Below are 19246 nucleotides of genomic sequence, written 5' to 3'. Positions count from 1 at the left end.
CCCCGCCGTCGCGTGGGCCGGCAGCGGGCATAACAGCGCCACGGCCCGCAAACGCCCTCCCCGCCCCGGCGATCGCCGGTCGCCCTCGCGCCATCGGCCTACCGTCGAAACGACCAGCCAAGGCGATTTGCAGGGTATAGGGTGACTGGTGCCTGATGACGCCGGGACAGATGGGGACGGGTTTGCGCATGGCCACGACCAGGGCGGCCATCCCGCAAGGGGTGCCTGCCGGGAAACCCGCTAACGCTGTAACTCCCGTAGGTCGGCTGCTCAGGGCAGCCGACATTGGGTTCTGTGCGTCAAGTTGTGCAAAAGCGGCCATGGTCGGGTTGGGGAGTCTCAGGCGGCGTTGGCTTGCCTGAGCAAGTCCTTCTTGTGCTCCTTGAGTAGCTGCATGTTCAGGTAGCGGTTGTCCTCGAGCCAGCCCTCGTGGGTTTCGGCGGCGAGCGCGCGCACCAGGCGAAGGCAACTGGCGGCGTTGGGGAAGATGCGCACCACGCGCGTGCGTCGCCGGATCTCCTCGTTGAGCCGCTCGAGCATGTTGGTGCTCTTGAGATGCTTGTGGTGGGCGCGCGGCAGGCGGTAGAAGGTCAGCGTCTCGCCGATGTTGCCCTCCACCCAGTCGCAGAGCTTGGGGTATTTGGGCTGCCAGCGCTCGAGCCAGGCGGCCAGATCACGCTGGGCCTCGCTGGCGTCGCGACGCTCATAGAGCCAGCGCAGCTCCTGGAGGCAGTCGTCGTCGGCCTTGCGGGGCAGGTGATCGAGGGCGTTGCGCAGGAAGTGCACGTAGCAGCGCTGCCAGACCGCCTCGGCGAAGATCTCCATGACCGCGCGGCGCAACCCCGCGTGCTCGTCGCTGACCACCAGCTCCACGCCATGCAGCCCGCGCTCGCGAAGCCCCTGGAGGAACTCGCGCCAACTGGTGGCGCTCTCGCGGTTGGCGAGCTCAACGCCGAGGATCTGGCGGCGCCCCTCCCAGTTGATGCCGATGGCGATCAGCACCGCTTGCGCGGTAATCACCCCACCCTCGCGCACCTTCTCGTAGCGCGCATCGAGGATGAGATAAGGATAGGGCTCAACGAGGCGACGCGTGGCAAACTCCGCCAGGCGCCCATCCAGGCCGCGGTTGATCGCTGAGATCGCGGAGGCCGAGAAGCTCACCCCGCACAGCTCCTCGGTGATCGCCTTGACTTTGCGTGTGGAAACGCCCTGGACGTACATCTCCATCAGCGCCGAGACCAGCGCCTTCTCCGAGCGCTGGTAGCGCTCAAACAGACTCGTGGAGAACTGCCCGTCGCGATCGCGCGGCACCCGAAGCTCGAGCTTGCCCACCCGCGTGACCAGCGTCCTCGCGTAGTAGCCGGCTCGGTAGCCCTCGCGCGCCTCGGTACGCTCGCCAGGCGCGGCCTTGAGACACTCCTGCATCTGCGCCTCCAGCGCCTGCTGCACCGTCTCGTGCACCAGCGCCCGCAGCAGATCCCGATCCTCGCCAAGTAATGCTTCCAGCGCCTCGCCGCTCGCAGTAGCCTTTCGAGTGTGAGTGGCCATGGCTTCGCCCTCCCAAGGGGATTCAGGTGGTCGGTCAACCAACCCGAATACCATGGCCGCTCACCTCGCTCTAGCTTGTGCACATAATTCCGCACACTACTCGACATTGCCGGTGCCGCAAGGCGGGATGTTGGCTGCCAGGAGCAGCCAACCTACAGCACCAGCTCCCTTCCCGGGCATCCCGCAAGGGGTGCCGGCCGGGAAACCCGCTAGCGCTGTAACTCCCGTAGGTCGGCTGCTCAGGGCAGCCGACATTTACGGTGCCGCAAGGCGGGGTGTTGGCTGCCAGGAGCAGCCAACCTACAGCACCGGCTCCCCTTCACGGGCATCTTGCAAGGGGTGCCTGCCGGCAAGCCCGCTAACGCTCCATCCGGATGCCGGCCTACTCGCAAGGGGGACGTCAGATCCGGCTGTCCGCCACCGCCGCGAGCACGTCCTGCCAGGTCAGGATCCCCACCAGCGCCTCGTCATCCAGCACCGGCAGGCTGCCCACCCCGTGTGCGCTCATGCGCCGCGCGCACTCGCGCACGTCGACGGCACCGGTAACCGTCTCCGGCGCACGGGTCATGATCTGGTGGATCGGCCGGCGCAGGGTGAAACGGTCGCGATCCCGCTCGGCGGCCGTGTGCATGAACGGGCTCAGGCTGCGCAGCACGTCACCGTCGGAGACCAGCCCGACCAGACGGTGGTCCTGGTCCACAACGGGGATATGCCGCACGCGGTGGTCCTGGCAGAGATCCCGGGCGAGCTCGACGCTATCGTCGCCGGTCAGCGTGAAAACGCGCCGGGTCATGATGTCGGCAGCGGTAACGCTCATCGCAGGAAATTGCGGCTGACCTCGCGGAAGACGTCGGTCCCCGCGCGCTGGAGCCACTCGAAGGCAACCATCTCCCGACTGACCACCTGCACCCCCAGGGCGCGGATGCGATCGAGGGCGAGGTCGCGGTCCCACGGATTACGCGAGCCCGCCGCGTCCCCCGCCACGAAGACCTCGTAGCCCGCCTCGTGCAGGCCGAGGGCGGTCTGCAGTACGCAAACGTGCGCCTCGATACCGCAGATCACCACCTGCTTACGGCCGGCGCCGGAGACGAGATCGCGGCAGGCGGGCTCGTCCGCCGCGGAGAAGGCGGTCTTCTCCGCCACCGCTTCCGGGGAGAAATAACGCCCGAGCTGGGGGACGGTCCGCCCCAGCCCCCTGGGATACTGCTCTGTCGCCAGCACCGGCACACCGACCGCGCCGGCCACGCCGATGAGCCACTCGATCCCGTCCACCACGTTGCCGTGGTCATGGATGGCGGGCACGAGGCGCTCCTGGACGTCGACCACCAGGAGCACCGATTCGGGGGCGTGTATCAGCATCGTCCTCTCTCCTCCCGTTCGCCGCGGGCGTCATGCGCCCTCGCCCGCGCGCACCAGCCACATTCGACCCGGCGCCCGAGCATCGCGCGCCGGCCGGTCCCGGTCGTCACCCACGGCCGGTTCTGCCACGGCGGCAGGTGCCGCACGTGCTGGGTATGACCGCAGGCCAGCTCCATCACCCAATGGCCCTCGGCGTCCCGGCGGAAGCCGCGCACCGTGGTCATGGGATTCATGCCGTGGCCGTCTCCCGCGGCGGTATCGAGTAGGTGGCGGTTACGTGGGCCACGGCCTGATCGTCACCATCCGAGAATACGGTCACCTCCCCCACCGCCAGACGCTTGCCGAGCTTGAGCATGCGCGCCTCGGCGATGAGATCGCGTACCGGCGGCCGGCGCAGGAAATTCGCGTTGAGATTGGTCGTCACCGCCTGGGCGACCGGCCCCAGGTTGGCCAGGATCGCCACGTACAGCGCCGTGTCGGCCAGGCCCATCATGGTCGGCCCGGAGACCGTCCCCCCGGGGCGCAGATGCTCGTCGCCGACGGCGAGGCGCAGCCGGGCCGTAAGCGGCCCCACCGCCTCCACCCGACCGTATCCCTGGGGGAAATGCTCCGCGAGAAAGGCCTGCACGGCCGGCAAGTCCATCTCCATCGTCTACACCTCCTTCTGCCGGCATGTTACGACGCCGACGCGGCCACGCGCGAGGCCTTCCGCTGCCGTGCCGGAGAGTGCTATGACAACACTACAACAACGACGGGAGGAGGAGCCCGCCATGGACGAGCATACCGATAACGACACCGGCACCACCGAGGACTGGATCCCGGAGCCGCACCGGCTCGCGGCCACCGCGCCGCTGACCTGGGTGTGCCTCGGGTGGCGCGACTTCCGCGCCGCACCCTTCGAGAGCCTGACGTTCGGCCTGATCGTCACCCTGATCGGGGTGATCATCGCCGCAGGGAGCTGGATCAGCGGCAACCTGCTGATCCTGTACGTGACTGCCGGGGGGTTCCTGCTCGTGGGCCCGCTGATCGCCTTCGCGCTGTATGCCACCAGCCGGGCGCTCGAGCAGGGCCGGCCCCCGTCGGTACGCACCTGCCTGCGCAGCATGCGGGCGAACCTGAGCAACCACGTGATCTTCGCGCTGGTGCTGCTGGTGCTCTTCCTGCTCTGGGCCCGCGCCGCGGCCATGGTTCACGTGTTCTTTCCCGCCATGGCCGAGCCCGGCTGGCGCTCCTGGGTGCCGTTCCTGGGCATCGGCAGTGCCGTGGGCGCGGTATTCGCCGCACTGGCGTTCGCCGGCTCGGCGTTCTCGCTGCCGATGATGATGGACCGCGGCACGGACGTGATCAGCGCAGTGATCACCAGTTTTCGGGCGGTGCTGTCCAATCGCGCCACGATGGCGGTCTGGGCAGCCCTGATAGTCGCCGGCACGGTGATCGGCTTTGCCACCGCGTTCGTGGGACTCGCGGTGACGGTGCCGGTGCTCGGCTATGCCACATGGCACGGCTATCGCGCAACGCTGCCGTAGCGGCGCCACGGTTAACGCCCTCTGGACATATCCGGCATCTGACGGGGCCACCGCAGACAGCACCAAGGGCGTCGGCCATGCCGATACAGAACACGGACGACGTCGCACACGCACACGGCCTGCAGCGTTTCGATGTCACGGGAAGGTCCGTTGCCCACCGGCAACCGGATTGTCGGCTGCCAGGAGCAGCCGACCTACGGGCGTTGCAGCGTTAGCGGGTTTCCCGGCAGGCACCCCTTGCGGGATGCCCGAGAAGGGAGCCGGTATTGCAGGTTGGCTGCTCCTGGCCGCCAACACCCCGCCTTGCGGCACCGGGAATGGCGGTGGGCAGGAGCAGCCGACCTACGGGCAGTTCGTGCGCCGCGGGCGTGCGACAACCCGGGCCGAACGACCGCGAACCCGGCACACTGGTGGATGCCAAGGGAGTGACCGCTATCACCGAGCCCCGCCCCTTTACGGGAGGAACCCGGGGGAGAGGGACAAACAGGCCAGACAAAAAAATGCCGGCCCGTGAGGGCCGGCAGCACGAGAGCTACGGGGAAGTAGGAGACGCGCCCGCTGCAAGGACACCCACCCAGGTCAGCAGCGGGCGCGCGGGATGAGTCGAGGCGAACTGCCACCAATCCCCGATCTCTTCCCGGGAATTATGGAAACATCCCCGGGATACCGCCGCCTTGATCCAGGTCAACGGGATGCCACCCAGTGGCCGCCCGTACCGCACCCACCGCCGGCCGGAGCGCTCGCGTCGGTCGTGCGCCGCAGGCGTGCGACGTCTTCGGCGGTATGCCGGTGGGGCGCCGGGGCGAGCCATGTCGCACACGGCCTGCGGCCGTGCACGACCTACCGGATCGGGGCTGTTGCCGGCGGGTAGGTCGGGCGCCGCAGGCGTGCGACGTCTTCGATGTGTACCGGTGGGCGTCGAGGGGAGCCATGTCGCACACGGCCTGCGGCCATGCACGACCTACTCGACTGCGATGACAAACCGGCACGCAGGGGCGGGTATCGGCGAAGGGCCGGGTGGGAATGATACGGCGGAGGCGCTGCCGGTGACGACGACGGCCACGGGGAAGCCCCATGGGCACCCGGCCAATTTTCTTGGTGCCCAATGAAAACGCCCCGGCACGAGGCCGGGGCGAAAAGCGACAATGATATTGTCGTTCTTAGACCGTCTTAGAAGACATACTGCGCGGCCACGGAGACGCGGTTGGCATCCGCATCGAAATCCGCCTCGTCGTTCTCGGCCTTCCAGTAGGAGTACTCGATACCGTAGGTGACGCGCTCGACCGGCTGCCACATGTAGTTCACGAAGACATTCTGGTTGACCGCGCTCTGGGTCTCAAAGCCGTTGAGGGCCGTGGCATCGTCCTCGTCAATATCGGTGCGGCCATAGGAGACGTTCATCGTACCCGGGCCCGCATCGACGCTGATGCCGATGGTGCCACCCCAGGCCTTTACGGTCTCGAGGTCGCCGTTGGCGTCGATGTAGCCGTCGGCAGCGAAGAAGTGCTCGAAACCGGACTGGTAGAGGTAGCTGGTCGCGCCGTCGGTGTAGTCCAGGGCACCGCGAACGGTGACGGCACCGAAGTTATACGAGGCCGCCGCGAACGCGCCGTAACCGGCGTCGCTCTCGGACTCGTCGGCGGTCTCCAGCTGGTGGACGATACCCGCGACGGAGTAACCCATCGGCCCCGAGGATCCCTCGTAACGGGCGCTCAGGGCCGGGAGAGAATCCTTGGCGACGTCGTCGTTCTCGCCCCCCTCGTCAAGAATACGGGCCTTCGGATCCTCGAGCGCGACGGAGAAGTCGCCGACGGTGTAACGGAACTGCGCCACACGGGTCTGATAGCCGGTGTTGCCGGCGAGACCGTTGAAGTCCACCGTCGGGGTCGTGCCGACGAAGCTGTTCCAGTTCGACCAAGTCTGGCCGGCGAGGATGCCGTTCCAGGACCCGTAGGCGTGACGCATGCGGAACTGACCACCGCCGCCGCCGAGGAAGTCTCCCTCCATACGGGTCACCAGGTCGCTGCCGCCCATGTCAGTGGTGGTCTGGAAGCCGATGCGGCTCTGGTTCGCGTCGAGGTCGGTGTAGCCGTCGACCTGCTCGTCGTCGACCAGATTACCGAAGCTACCGGCAGTGGCACTACCCATGTTCTCGTCCATGTCGTAGGACATCTTGCCGATCATGTAGCCGTAGATGGACACGGTGGTGTCCCCGGCCTGGAAGTCCACGGCCGCGGCCTGGCCGGCGGCGGCCAGCGCCAGGGCGGAGACGGTACCGATCGCGGCACCCTTGATGATATGACGAGCCATGCTGACTCCCTCCTGCTGCGGATTGCGTTCAAAAACCGTTCGGATGTGTTGCTGTTGTTTGCGTGCAACACGCCAGGTCCGTCACCCGACAGAGGGGAGTATAGACTAAGAGGTTCACCTTTTTGCAACATCTTTTTTCAAATCTTTATCGCCCCGTGTTGTGCGCCTGCCACAATGGCAAATAGTGTTACCTCGCGTTACACGGGGCGCTGGCGGCGGACGCCTGGGCACCTGTTGCAAAAACGCAACGCCCGTGCCGGGCTCCGGGCGTTGTCTCCCGGCCAGCAGCAATGTCGCACACGGCCTTGCGGCCGTGCACGACCTATGTATGGACTCGCCCCCCGTGTCAACCGCTGGCTGGTGGAAGGAACCCCGGCTGCACTTATGTATCAGGCCTCAGCGAGGTGGCGCACTTCGCTGCACCACGGGCCGGCATCGAATGAGCTCGCGGAGTGCCGATTACAAAAAGGCCTCGGGGGCCGGTAGGTCGTTGGGCATCGGATCCGCGACGGTCTTACCTGATGGTTCATGCCAGTCAGCAGCGGGTCGGCGCCGCAGGCGCCAGGGGATGGGGTGCTCGCTACATGGGTGCTGTCCCTCCAGCCGTTACCTTCTCAGTGCTCAGCCGCCCGGCAATGCGCGGCGCGGCTCGGGCTCGTAGCTGCCCCCGCGCGTGAGCAGCACCCAGGCGATGCGCAGATTGCGGTTGGCCAGGCGCACCGCCGCGCCCTTGGTGCCATGGCGCGCGCGCCAGCGCTGCAGTCGGCGCGTGTCCGCTGCCTCGCCCGGCTCGGCCGGCAGCTTCTGCAGCACCGCCTGGGCGCCGCTGACCAGCACCCGGCGGACATAGCCATCGCCCTGACGGCTCATGCGCCCCAGGCGCGTCTTTCCGCCGGTGCTGTGCTGGCGCGGCACCACCCCGAAGTAGGCAGCGAATTGCCGCGCATTGGCAAAGCGCTTGGCCTGTTGCGCCTTGCAGGCCAGGGCGGTGGCGCCAATCGGCCCCACCCCACGGAGCGTCGCCAGCCGTCTTGACTGCGGGTCCTCGGCGGCGAGGCGTTTGAGTCGCGCATCCGCGCGCGCGAGCCGATCCCCCAGCGCCCGATACTCCGCCTCCAGCTCGGCGAGCAGCGCATGGAAGTCGCCATTGAGCCACTCCGGCGGGCTGCCCAGTAGCGCCTCCAGGCGCCGGCGCAGCGCCGCCTCGCCGCGGGCAATCACCACGCCGTGCTCGGCAAGCAAACCGCGCAGCTGGTTCGCCACCGCAGTGCGCCGCTGCAACCACCCCGAGCGCACCCGGTGCACGGCCTGGAGCTCGAGCGCCGCAGCGCTTTTCACCGGCACAGGGTGAATCGCCTCATCGCGCCGCGCCCGCAGCAGCGCCCGCGCGTCTTTGCGGTCATTCTTGTGGCCGCTGCGGTGCTCGCACACGCGTTGCGCCGGCAACAACCGCGCCTCCACCCCCTGAGCATGCAGACGTCGCGCCCAGTAGTGCGCCCCCGAGCCCGTCTCCAGCACCACCTCCAGCGGCCCCGAGAGCCCCTCGAGAAAACGCTCAAAGGCTCGCCGCGAGCGAAACTCGCGTTCAAAGCACACTCGCCCCGTCGCATCCTCGCCCACCGCAAAGAAAACCTCTTTGGCCAAATCCACCGCCAATGTCGTAACCTGTTCCACGGACTCGCCCTCCTTTCTCGACCTGCACGGTCTCTCAGTGGACGGTACACCCGCCACCCCGGCGCCTCGACGCCTCGAAGGGGGGCGAGTCCATGTGATTACCTTCGGCTGCACACGTGGGTAGGTCGTGCGCCGCAGGCGTGCGACGTCTCGACCGTTTCATGCGGGCCTGCGACCGATTCAACCCGACGGCGCGCCATAATGAGAATCGCTGCCTCCCGCCGGGACGGATTGCGATATCGGCGTCAGGGTTTAGAATCACGGGTTTGGCTCCGGCCGGGGGGAGCGCGTGCCGCGGCACGCGGGGGCCAGGACCGGCGGGACCGTCACGGACCGGCGGGCGCCAGGCATGGCGCGCGGGGCCATGGGCTATAACGATTAAGACGGCAGTGTTAGAGGGGTTCCGCCCTTGATTACCATCGACAACGTCTCGAAGGCCTTCGGCGGCCTGAAGGCGGTGCAGAATGTCTCGTTCGAGGTCGAGCGCGGCAGTATCACCGGCCTGATAGGCCCGAACGGCGCCGGCAAGAGCACACTCTTCAATATCGTCGCCGGCCTCATCCCGCCGGACAGCGGCCGGATCACCCTCGAAGGCACGGACATCACCGGCATCCCCCCGCACCGCCTCTTCCACATGGGGCTGGTTCGCACCTTCCAGATCCCCCACGAGTTCTCCCGCATGACCGTGCGCGAGAACCTCATGGTGGTCCCGGCGGGCCAGTCCGGGGAGAACCTGTTCAACGCCTGGTTCCGCTGGGCCCGGGTGCGGCGCGAGGACAGCCGGGTGCTCGAGCAGGTCGAGGAGGTGCTGGACTTCCTCGAGATCGGCCACGTCGCCGACGAGCTCGCCGGCAACCTCTCCGGCGGCCAGAAGAAGCTCCTGGACCTGGGCCGGGCGATGATGACCGACGCCAAGGCGGTGCTCCTCGACGAGCCCGGCGCCGGCGTCAACCGCACGCTGCTCGGGCGCATCTCCGCCGCGATCCAGCGACTGAATACCGAGCGCGGCTATACCTTCTGCGTCATCGAGCACGACATGGACCTGATCTCCACACTCTGCGAGCCGGTGCACGTCATGGCCAACGGCGAGCTGATCGCCTCCGGGCCGATGGCGGAGCTGCGCCAGAACGAACAGGTCCGCGAGGCCTACCTCGGCGGCGGCGTGAGCGGGAGGGCAGGCGAGTAATGACTATGCTTCTCGAGGCAAGCGGGCTGTACGGCGGCTACGGCGGTGTCGACATCCTCAACGGGACGAACCTCACCGTCGGCGACGACGAGATCGTGGTGATCGTCGGGCCCAACGGGGCCGGCAAATCCACGGCCATGAAGGCGGTCTTCGGCCTGCTTCATGTCCGCCAGGGGCATGTGCGCTACCGGGGCGAGGACATCACCAACGCCCGCCCGGAGCAGATGGTGCGCCGGGGCATCGCCTATGTGCCCCAGGAACACAATGTCTTCCCGTCGATGAGCGTGCGCGAGAACCTGGAGATGGGGGCCTACCTCATGTCCGGCGATATCAGCGCGCGCATGGAGCGGGTCTTCGCCCTCTTCCCCAAGCTCAAGGAGCGGCGCCACCAGCAGGCGGGACTGATGTCCGGCGGTGAGCGCCAGATGGTCGCCATGGGCCGGGCGCTGATGATCGAGCCGAGCCTGCTGATGCTCGACGAGCCCACCGCGGGCCTCTCGCCGCTGCTCATCGACGAGACCTTCGAGCGGATCCGCGAGATCCGCGATCTCGGCATCGGGGTGCTGATGGTGGAGCAGAACGCCAAGCAGGCGCTCGCCATCGCCGACCGCGGCTACGTGCTGGCCACCGGCCGCAATCGCTACGAGGATACCGGCCCGAACCTCGTGGCGAACCAGGAAGTGGCCGAGATGTTCCTGGGAGGCTGACCCCGATGAACGAGATCGCCCAACTGCTCATCTACGGCGTGGTGCTGGGCAGCGTCCTGACCATGGGTGCCATCGGCGTGTCCATGATCTTCGGCATCCTGCGCTTCGCCCACTTCGCCCATGGCGACTTCATGACCCTGGGCGCCTACATCGGCCTGGCGTTCATTTCCGCCTTCGGGCTCTCGCCCTGGTGGGCGCTGCCCTCGGGGATGATCGGCATGGCCGCCGTGGCCGTGCTCATCGACAAGGTCCTCTACCAGCGCATACGGCGCACCCAGCCGGTGATCCTGCTGATCTCCTCGTTCGGCATGGCGCTGGTGATCCGCGCCGCGGTCCAGCTCATCTGGGGCTCGGACAACCAGTCCTACGCCCAGGGCATCCAGTTCCCCTGGCGGCTGGACATCCTCGGCGGGCTGCGGATCAAGCCGGACCACGTCTGGATCGTGCTCATCGCCTTCGCGCTGGTGGTGGCGGTGCACCTGTTCCTCACGCGCACGAAGATGGGCAAGGCGATGCGCGCGATGTCCGACAACATGGACCTCGCGCTGATCACCGGCATCCCGGCGGAGCGCGTGATCACCTGGACGTGGGTCATCGGCGGCGGGCTCGCCGCGGCGGCGGGCGTGTTCCTCGGCATCGACACGCGGCTCTACCCGGTGATGGGCTGGACGGCACTGCTGCCGGTGTTCGCCGCTGCCATCCTCGGCGGCATCGGCCGGCCCTACGGCGCCATCGCCGGTGGCATGGTCATCGGCATCGCCATGGAGATGTCGACGCTGGTGATCCCCGCCGCCTACAAGCCTGCCGTCGCCTTCGCGATCATGGTGGTGATGCTCGTCTTCCGCCCGCAGGGCCTGTTCAAGGGGACGCTGTGATGGAACTCTCCGGCCTTTCCGCCTATCTGGTTTCCTTCCTCACCTTCGCGGGCATCTACGCGGTGCTCGCGCTGGGCCTGAACATGCAGTGGGGGTTCACCGGGCAGTTCAACATCGGTGTCGCCGGCTTCTTCGCCGTAGGCGCCTACACCACGGCGATCCTCACCACCCCCGGCAGCCCGGCGTATCTCGGCGGCTTCGGCATGCCCTTCCTGGTGGGTCTCGCGGGGGCGGTGATCACCTCCAGCATCATCGGCGTCATCATCGGGCTGATCACCGCGAGGCTGCGAACGGACTACCTCGCCATCGCCACCATCGGTATCGCCGAGATCATCCGGCTGTTCCTCAAGAACGAGGACTGGCTGACCAACGGCGTGCGCGGCATCGCCGCGGTGCAGCGGCCGTTCGCCGGCACGGCGCTGGACTCGCCGCTGACCTACCTGCTGGTCGTGGCGCTGTTCGTGGTGGGCGTGTACTTCCTCGTCGAGCGGGCCTACGTCTCCCCCTGGGGGCGGGTGCTCCGCGCGATCCGCGAGAACGAGCCGGCCTCCGCCGCGGCGGGCAAGGACATCGCCCGCTTCCGGCTGCAGGCCTTCGTGGCCGGCTCCGCGATCATGGGCCTCGGCGGCGGGCTGTACGCCCACTTCTTCGGCTTCGTCAGCCCCGAGGCGTTCCGGCCGCTGTACGGGACCTTCCTCATCTGGGTCATGCTCATCGCCGGCGGCAGCGGCAACAACCGCGGCGCGATCCTCGGCGCGGTCATCGTCTGGGGCCTGTGGTCCGGCACCGAGATGCTCACGGGCATGCTGCCCTCCGAGTACTCGACCCAGGCCGCGGCGCTGCGCGTGCTGCTCATCGGGGCACTGCTCCAGGTGATCCTGGTCACCCGCCCGGAAGGCATCCTCCCGGAGAAGGCCCCACGGCTCATTGCACGTCGGCGGGATAAACAGTAAAGGCGGGGGCCGTGTTAGGCGGCCGAGGGCGGGGCGTACAATGCCACGGACGGCACCCCCCGGCCCCTATGGGTTCAGGCTGAGCCGGCGTTCGGCTCACGTGGACGTTGCACGCCTTCGGCGCACAACCTACCAGGGAGTCGCCACCCCCTCGCAAGGCGCGAACGCGGGTAGGTCGTGCACGGCCACGGGCCGTGTGCGACATCCCCGGAACCGCCCGATTCAATTCGCAAAGAGTCCTCCGACCGGCACGCACCACGCTTCTCCGGCTTCACGTGAGAGGGCCCCGTGACACCGCATCCGCGGCCCGGCTCACTGCGCCGGCCCCTCCCCGGTTCGGCCCGGGGACGTTGCAGGCCTTCCGCGCCCAACCTTCCTGCCGGCCAACGCCCCCTCGGGTAGGTCGTGCACGGCCGCAGGCCGTGTGCGACGGCCGCCCACAACGTCGGGGGCATCGCGCGCCAAGGGCCGTGACCATGCCCGTCCACGTCCGTCCGCTTTCGAGCGGGGGGCGGGAGACGCAGAACACCGGCCCCACGACACGTGTCGGCTGCCGGGAGCAGCCGACCTACGGGACCCACCCTGCACCCGGCGGAACAGCGCCGTGACATCGTTTGTCGCCGGCAAACGCCCGTCCGGGCCCCTCTCCCTTCACGGGAGAGGGGTTGGGGAGAGGGCCCCGCCGCGACGGGGATTCCCCCGGCGCACACGCGACGGTATCCTTGTCCTCCGACGACACACGCGGAGATGGCTCCCCTCCCCGAACCGCTCCAGCGGAGCTGATGGGACCTGAACACTGTTAATCCCCGTGACGGCACACGTCCGTCCCGGGTCGCCGACAGGAGGTCCTGTTCATGCCGTGGATTTCGATGGCCGCCGTGGGCGGCGGCGCCGCGCTGGGTGCGTGGTGCCGCTGGGCACTCGGGGCCTGGCTCAACCCCTACTTCCCCTCGCTGCCCCTGGGCACCCTCGCCGCGAACCTGTGCGGCGGCCTACTCATCGGCCTGGCACTGGAGCTGTTCTCGCGCACGACGGCCGTGCCACCGGAGTTCCGACTGATGGTGGTGACCGGCTTTCTTGGGGCGCTGACCACGTTTTCGACGTTCTCTGCGGAAGTGGTCACGGCGCTGCGCCGCGCCGATTATCTCTGGGCCTCCGCCGCGGTGGGCCTCCATGTGCTGGGCAGCCTGCTGGTCACCGCGATGGGTATGGCGCTGGTCTTCTGGCTGTTCCGGGTGAACGCGTGAATCCGACGGAGGGAACCATGAACGGTGAACGACTGACCTTCTTTGTGCACGAAAACCGCCGGCTTCACGGCAAGCTGCTATACCGCTGGCTCCTCGACACCGCGCAGGATATGGGGCTGCACGGCGGCTCGGCATTCCGGGCAATCGCCGGCTTCGGCCGGCACGGCGTGCAGCATGAGCAGCACTTCCTGGAACTCGCCGGCGACGTGCCGGTGGCGGTGATGTTCGCGCTGTCCACCGATCAGGTCGACGCCCTGCTTTCGCGGGTCTCCGACGAAGGCGTGCCGCTGTTCTACATGCGCACGCCCGCTGAGTACGGGGTGATCAACGGCGGCAAGGGCTAACGCCGGACGAACGGGACCGGGGCACACCGCGGCCCGCGGCCCGGACCAGGCAGACCGATGCCTGACAGGGATCCCGGCGGGCTTCCCCCTCTCCCCTGCCCCCTCTCCCGCAAGGGGAGAGGGGAACGGAAGGCCGCGCCTACTCCTCCGTCCCGGCTACCCCGCGAAACCACGCCATTGCACCGCTCACCACCGGCAGATAAGTAGTGTGCGGAATTATGTGCAGACGCTAGAGCGAGGTGAGCGGCCATGGTATTCGGGTTGGTTAACCGACCACCTGAATCCCCTTGGGAGGGCGAAGCCATGGTCACTCACACTCGAAAGGCTACTGCGGGCGGCGAGGCGCTGGACGCATTACTTGGCGAGGGCCGGGATCTGCTGCGGGCTCCCCCTCTCCCCTGCCCCCTCTCCCGCAAGGGGAGAGGGGAACGGAAGGCCGCGCCTACTCCTCCGTCCCGGCTAACCCGCGAAACCACGCCATTGCACCGCGCATCACCGGCAGATGCTCGCTAAGCCCCTCTCCCTTCACGGGAGAGGGGTTTGGGGAGAGGGCTCCCACCCGGTGTCCGCGGACAGGACGCTCGCCTTTATCTACGATGACATCGGGGCGTGAACGAAAAAGACCCCGGCGATGTGCCGGGGTCTGTCGGTGCGGATCCAGCCCTGACACGGGCCGCCACAGCGGCGGCGCGTGTATTACATCGAGGGCTCGAAGACCTTCTTGGTCACGATCTCGCCGTCCTCGAACGCCCAGTGGGCGAAGGTGCCGGGGACATCGCCGTTCTTGTCGAAGTTGATCGACCCGGAGGCGCCCTCGTAGTCGATCTCCTTGCCCTGCTCCAGGAGCTTCACGGCCTTGTCGAACTCACCCGGATAGACCTTCTCGCCGGGCGGGTTGGCGACGTCGCGGAGGCTGTCCCGAATCGCCGTGCCGTCCACGGAACCGGCCTTCTGGGCGGCCAGGGCAATGGCATAGACCGCGTCATAGGCGGTGTCCATGTACGGCTTGGGCGGACGCTCGCCGAACTCCTCCTGGTAGGCGGAGTCGAAGTGCTTCGCCCCCGGGGCATCCTCGCGCGCCTGCGGCGCCGTGCCGATGGCGCCGTTGAGATACTGCGCACCGAGGTTCTCGACCAGCTCCGGTGCCTTGAGGCCGTCGGAGAACACGAAGTTCTGGAAGTAGCCGCCCTCCAGCGCCTGGCGCAGGATGGTCTGGCCGTTCTGCGGGTAACCGATCAGCACCAGCGCATCGGCACCACCCGCGGCCGCCTGCTGGAGCTCACCACGGTAGGCGGGCTGGCCCTGCTCGTAGGCCACCATCCCGGTGACGCTGCCGCCGCCGTCCTCGAACGCGGACTTGAAGTTCTCCGCCAGGCCCTTGCCGTAGTCGTTGTTGATGTAGATGACGCCGACGCTGCCGTAATCCTTCTCGTGGGCGATCTGCGCGAGGGCAACACCCTGGAAGGCATCCGAGGGTACCGTGCGGAAGAGGTAGTCGCCGTCATCGAGGGTGGTGATCACCGGCGAGGTGGACGCACCGCTGATCTGCGGGATCTTGTTCGACTTGGACACGCTCTGGGCCACCGGGATGGTGACGCCGCTGGAGAGCGCACCGACGAAGGCGCTCACGCCCTCGATGCTGGCCAGCTTCTGGGCGGCATCCACGCCGGCCTGCGGCCTGGTCTGGGTGTCGCCCGACTTGATCTCGACGTCCTCCCCGAGCACGCCCCCGGCGGCGTTGATCTCCTTGGCGGCCAGCTTGATGCCGTTCAGCGACGGCCCGCCGTAGGACTGCAGGTCGCCGGTCAGCGGCACCAGCGCACCGATCTTCAGCGGCTGGGCCATGGCCGTGGCACTCGCGACGAGTGCCAGCGCCGAGACCGCGCCGATTATCTGTTTCTTGAGCGTCATGGCAACAGCTCTCCTGTTTTTCTGCCGGTCTTCGTTGTGATCCCCGCCCGTAGCCCCGGCGCGAGGCCTTTATGGAGCATACCCACGCACCTGGGGGCGTGCAAAACGCCCTACGCGGCGTGGAAGGGCCGCTGCCGAGAGGCACGGCCCTCCAGCCCCGGAGCCGGCTCGAAGCGTGCCCCGTGCGGGCGGTAGCGCTCAAGCCACCAGTGCACCCCGCCGGCCCCCAGACTATCAATATAGCGGAAAGGGCCGCCGCGAAAAGGCGGAAAGCCGATTCCGTACACCGCCGCGATGTCACCGTCGCGCGCATTGCGGAGCACCCCCTCGTCGAGGCAGCGCACGGCCTCGTTGAGCAGCATGCCCACGGTGCGCTGGACGATCTCGTCGTCGCCGGCGAGGCGCTGACGGTGCACGCCGAGCAGCTCGTAGACGTCCTCGTCGACCTCGCTGCCGCTGCGCCGGCCGCCGTAGCGGTAGAAGCCGCGCCCGGACTTGCGCCCGAGCCGGCCGTCGTCGATCATCCGCTGCGCCGCGTCGGTGGGGCGCATGCGCTCGCCGTAGGCCTCGTGGAGCACCGTGGCGACGTGGGCGCTGACGTCCAGGCCCACCTCGTCGAGGAGCTTGAACGGCCCCACCGGGAAGCCGAAACGCACCAGCGCGCCGTCCACGTGGTGGATGGCCACGCCCTCGGTGACCAGGTGGATGGCCTCGTTGATGTAGGGCGCGAGGATGCGGTTGACGTAGAACCCCGGGGTATCGCCGACCACCACCGGCGTCTTGCCCTGGGCCCGGCCGACGGCGACGGCGGTGGCGACGACCGCCGCATCCGTGCCGGCGTGGGGGATCACCTCCAGCAGCGGCATGCGCTCCACCGGCGAGAAATAGTGCATGCCGATGACGTTGCCGGGCCGCTGCGCCGCCTCGGCGATGCGGGCGATGGGCAGCGACGAGGTGTTGCTCGCGATGATCGTCTCCGGCGGGGTCACGGCCTCCACCGCCTCCACCGTGCGGTGCTTGATGGCGAGTTCCTCCGGCACCGCCTCCACCACCAGGCCCACACCGCCGAAGCCGGTGAGCGCGGGGGTCGCGGTCACCCGGCGGCCCACCTGTCCCGCCTCGTAGGCGCTCAGGCGGCCGCGGCGCCGGCGGACCTCCTCGTGCACGTGGCGCAGGCCCCGGGCGAGCCCCTCGGTGGAGACGTCGTAGAGACGCACCGGCAGCCGGGCCCGGGAGGCGGTCACGAACGCGATCCCCGCCCCCATCAGGCCGGCGCCGAGCACGGCGGTCCGCTCCACGGTGCGTGGCTCCCCCTCGGCACCGGTGTCCTTCTTCATCGCCGTGGTGGCGAAGTGGATCCCGGCGAGCTCGCCGGCCTCGGGGGTCATCGCCAGCTCGCCGAAGGCGCTCGCCTCCGCCGCCAGCCCCTCGGCCATGCCCCGGGCCAGACCGGTGCGCACGCACTCGATGATGCGCGGCGGCGCGGGATAGTTGCCGTGGGTACGCCGGCGGACACTCTCCTGCGCCCGGGAGCAGACGACGGCGCGCCCGAGGGGGTTGCGCGCCTGCACCGCATGCAGGAGCCGGGCGCGCCACCCGGCGCGCCGTCGGCCACGGCCGGCATGCAGCGCCTCGATGCGCTCGACGGCGACGTCCTCCAGGATGTCGGCGGGCACTGCCTCGTCCACCAGGCCGCTGCGGGCGGCGGAGCGCGCACTCACCTGGCGGCCGGTGAGCATCATGTCCAGCGCCAGCGGCAGCCCCACCAGCCGCGGCAGCCGCTGGGTGCCACCGCCCCCCGGCAACAGCCCGAGCTGGACCTCGGGCAGGCCGAGCCGGGTATGGCCGGCGTCGGTGCAGATGCGGGCATCGCAGGCCATGGCGAGCTCCAGCCCGCCACCGAGGCAGACGCCGTCGATCGCCGCCACCACCGGCACCCGCAGCCCGGCGAGCCGGTCGAACACCCGCTGGGCGGTGTGCGAGACCGCCGTGGCCTCCTCGGCGCTCTCGCAGGCGCGGATCATGCCGATGTCCGCGCCGGCGATGAACGAGCCCGGCTTGGCGCTGATGAAGATCAGCCCGCGCAGGCCGCCGTCGGCGGCGATCTCGTCGAGGATATGCCCGGCGGCGTTCACGGCATCGCCGCCGAGGGTGTTCTGGCTCTGCCCGGGGCAGTCGATCCACACCCGGGCGATACCGTCGTCCCGGCGCTCCAGGCGCAGGGGGGCGGGTGTGTCCGTTGCCTGTTCCATCGTCTCCGTCATGCCGCCTCCAGCACCATCGCCGCCGCCAGTCCGCCGGCGGCGCAGGCCGTGGTCAGTGCGGTGCCGCCGCCGCGGCGGCGCAGCTCCCGCAGGGTCTGGACGATCATTCGCGCCCCGGTCGCGGCGAAGGGGTGGCCGAAGGCGATGGAGCCGCCGTTGACGTTGACCCGCTCCCAGTCCACCTCGCCGATGGGGGCGTCGCGCCCGAGCCAGTCCCGGGCGAAATCCGGGTCGTCCCAGTACTGCAGGTTCGCCAGGGTCTGCGCGGCGAAGGCCTCGTGGATGTCGACGAGGTCCATGTCCGCGAGCGTCAGGCCGGCGCGGTCCAGGGCCAGGGGCGTCACGTGGCTCGGGCCGATGAGGGCGTCGCGGAACGGGTCCACGGCACAGAAGGCGGAGGTGCGGATGAAGCCCAGCGGCTCATAGCCGAGCGCCCGGGCGCGGTCGGCACGCATGAGCACCAGCGCCGCGGCACCGTCGGTGAGCGGGGTCGAGTTGCCGGCGGTCACCGTACCGTGGCGGCGATCGAAGGCCGGTCGCAGCCCGGCGAGGCTCGCCTCCGAGGCGTCGGCGCGGATGGTGTTGTCCCGGTGGATATGCGCCTGCTCCCGCCCGGCGAAGGCGTGCATGACCTCGCCGTCCAGCCTGCCGGCCTCCCAGGCGGCGTGGGCGCGCTGGTGTGAGCGCACCGCGAAGGCATCCTGGGCCTCGCGACCGACGCGATGGGTCTTGGCCATCTGCTCGGCGATCTCGCCCATGCCGAGACCGGTGGTGTAGTCCCGCACGGCGGGCGGCTTCGGCGCCAGATCCCGCGGGCGCACGCCCGAGAAGGCCCCGAGCCGGCCACGCCAGTCCTTCGCCCGCGAGGCGCGGAGCAGCGCCGCGGCGAGCCGTCGGCTGACGCCGATGGGCAGCACCGAGGCCGAGTCCGCCCCGCCGGCGATACCGGCCTCGATCTCGCCGCGGGCGATGGCCGCGGCCACGTCGGCGGTGGTCTGGAAGCTGGTGGCACAGGCGCGGGAGACGCTGTAGGCGTCCGTGGTCACGGGCAGACCTGCGCCGAGGACCACCTCGCGGGCGATGTTCGGCGCCTCCGGGCGGATGATCACCTGGCCGAAGACCAGCCGCTCCACCACCGCCGGATCCAGGTCCATGCGGGTGACCAGCTCGTTGACGACCATCGTCCCCAGGGCCACGGCGTCGGTATCGGCATACGCGGTGAGCTGCCGCGCGAAGGGGGTGCGCAAGCCGTCCACCACGGCGACGCGGTCGTCCCGGCGCCGGCGTCTGCGCGTACTGCTGCTCGCTGCCACACTGGCCTCCCGATTCGCCCATACGCTTG

The 19246-nt window shown here is 68.9% G+C and carries 17 protein-coding genes; 7 read left to right on the top strand and 10 right to left on the bottom strand.

Annotation, left to right across the window (positions count from 1 at the left end; genetic code table 11):
- Positions 1–339: 339 nt before the first annotated feature.
- The 5 genes from ACEZHJ_RS08175 to ACEZHJ_RS08155 form a co-directional block, all read right to left on the bottom strand.
- Positions 340–1548 (bottom strand): IS256 family transposase, encoded by a 1209-nt coding sequence (locus ACEZHJ_RS08175; RefSeq protein ID WP_375036420.1) that lies wholly within the window; start codon positions 1546–1548, stop codon positions 340–342.
- A 400-nt stretch (positions 1549–1948) separates the two neighbouring features.
- Positions 1949–2365, bottom strand: coding sequence for a CBS domain-containing protein (locus ACEZHJ_RS08170; protein ID WP_163142225.1), 417 nt, complete (start codon positions 2363–2365; stop codon positions 1949–1951).
- Positions 2362–2907 (bottom strand): hydrolase, encoded by a 546-nt coding sequence (locus ACEZHJ_RS08165; RefSeq protein ID WP_163142228.1) that lies wholly within the window; start codon positions 2905–2907, stop codon positions 2362–2364. The genes ACEZHJ_RS08170 and ACEZHJ_RS08165 overlap by 4 nt, the downstream gene beginning before the upstream one ends.
- Positions 2901–3140, bottom strand: a complete 240-nt coding sequence (locus ACEZHJ_RS08160; protein ID WP_163142231.1) for a DUF3565 domain-containing protein — start codon at positions 3138–3140, stop codon at positions 2901–2903. The genes ACEZHJ_RS08165 and ACEZHJ_RS08160 overlap by 7 nt, the downstream gene beginning before the upstream one ends.
- Positions 3137–3556: a PaaI family thioesterase gene (locus tag ACEZHJ_RS08155; RefSeq protein ID WP_163142234.1), complete on the bottom strand. Its 420-nt coding sequence runs from the start codon at positions 3554–3556 to the stop codon at positions 3137–3139. Before ACEZHJ_RS08155 ends, ACEZHJ_RS08160 begins: the two co-directional genes overlap by 4 nt.
- Positions 3557–3638: 82 nt before the next feature.
- Here ACEZHJ_RS08155 and ACEZHJ_RS08150 point away from each other — a divergent pair, with 82 nt between their 5' ends.
- The gene (locus ACEZHJ_RS08150; RefSeq protein ID WP_163142237.1) at positions 3639–4433 is read left to right on the top strand and encodes a DUF2189 domain-containing protein; all 795 of its coding nucleotides are present in this window, start codon (positions 3639–3641) and stop codon (positions 4431–4433) included.
- 1170 nt (positions 4434–5603) lie between these two features.
- Here the strand turns inward: ACEZHJ_RS08150 and ACEZHJ_RS08145 are convergent.
- On the bottom strand, positions 5604–6743 hold the full coding sequence (locus ACEZHJ_RS08145) for a DcaP family trimeric outer membrane transporter (RefSeq protein WP_163143142.1): 1140 nt from the start codon (positions 6741–6743) through the stop codon (positions 5604–5606).
- Between the two features lie 621 nt (positions 6744–7364).
- Positions 7365–8417 (bottom strand): IS110 family transposase, encoded by a 1053-nt coding sequence (locus ACEZHJ_RS08140; RefSeq protein ID WP_375036419.1) that lies wholly within the window; start codon positions 8415–8417, stop codon positions 7365–7367.
- A 409-nt stretch (positions 8418–8826) separates the two neighbouring features.
- On the opposite strand from ACEZHJ_RS08140, the gene ACEZHJ_RS08135 reads away from it, so the two are divergent.
- The 6 genes from ACEZHJ_RS08135 to ACEZHJ_RS08110 all read left to right on the top strand — a co-directional run bounded on the left by ACEZHJ_RS08135 (position 8827) and on the right by ACEZHJ_RS08110 (position 13729).
- Entirely contained in the window at positions 8827–9603 is a 777-nt protein-coding gene (locus ACEZHJ_RS08135) for an ABC transporter ATP-binding protein (protein ID WP_018719380.1), read from the top strand.
- Complete coding sequence (locus tag ACEZHJ_RS08130) at positions 9603–10310, top strand: ABC transporter ATP-binding protein (protein ID WP_163141996.1); 708 nt, start codon at positions 9603–9605, stop codon at positions 10308–10310. The genes ACEZHJ_RS08135 and ACEZHJ_RS08130 overlap by 1 nt, the downstream gene beginning before the upstream one ends.
- Positions 10311–10315: 5 nt before the next feature.
- A complete protein-coding gene (locus ACEZHJ_RS08125) occupies positions 10316–11185 on the top strand; it encodes a branched-chain amino acid ABC transporter permease (RefSeq protein ID WP_163141993.1) in 870 nt (289 codons plus the stop codon).
- Positions 11185–12138 (top strand): branched-chain amino acid ABC transporter permease, encoded by a 954-nt coding sequence (locus ACEZHJ_RS08120; RefSeq protein WP_163143710.1) that lies wholly within the window; start codon positions 11185–11187, stop codon positions 12136–12138. Before ACEZHJ_RS08125 ends, ACEZHJ_RS08120 begins: the two co-directional genes overlap by 1 nt.
- A gap of 854 nt (positions 12139–12992) precedes the next feature.
- Positions 12993–13385 (top strand): fluoride efflux transporter CrcB, encoded by a 393-nt coding sequence (gene crcB, locus ACEZHJ_RS08115; RefSeq protein ID WP_163142785.1) that lies wholly within the window; start codon positions 12993–12995, stop codon positions 13383–13385.
- Positions 13386–13402: 17 nt separating this feature from the next.
- Positions 13403–13729, top strand: coding sequence for a DUF190 domain-containing protein (locus ACEZHJ_RS08110; protein WP_018719385.1), 327 nt, complete (start codon positions 13403–13405; stop codon positions 13727–13729).
- A gap of 696 nt (positions 13730–14425) precedes the next feature.
- Here the strand turns inward: ACEZHJ_RS08110 and ACEZHJ_RS08105 are convergent.
- The 3 genes from ACEZHJ_RS08105 to fadI all read right to left on the bottom strand — a co-directional run bounded on the left by ACEZHJ_RS08105 (position 14426) and on the right by fadI (position 19217).
- Positions 14426–15640, bottom strand: a complete 1215-nt coding sequence (locus tag ACEZHJ_RS08105; RefSeq protein ID WP_163143258.1) for an ABC transporter substrate-binding protein — start codon at positions 15638–15640, stop codon at positions 14426–14428.
- A 110-nt stretch (positions 15641–15750) separates the two neighbouring features.
- Positions 15751–17904, bottom strand: a complete 2154-nt coding sequence (fadJ, locus tag ACEZHJ_RS08100) for a fatty acid oxidation complex subunit alpha FadJ (protein WP_375036418.1) — start codon at positions 17902–17904, stop codon at positions 15751–15753.
- On the bottom strand, positions 17901–19217 hold the full coding sequence (fadI, locus tag ACEZHJ_RS08095; protein ID WP_018719388.1) for an acetyl-CoA C-acyltransferase FadI: 1317 nt from the start codon (positions 19215–19217) through the stop codon (positions 17901–17903). The genes fadJ and fadI overlap by 4 nt, the downstream gene beginning before the upstream one ends.
- Positions 19218–19246: the final 29 nt, after the last annotated feature.

It is taken from the genome of Arhodomonas sp. KWT2, assembly GCF_041949875.1.
GTDB lineage: Bacteria > Pseudomonadota > Gammaproteobacteria > Nitrococcales > Nitrococcaceae > Arhodomonas > Arhodomonas aquaeolei.
This window is presented reverse-complemented; position numbering and strand designations above follow the sequence as displayed.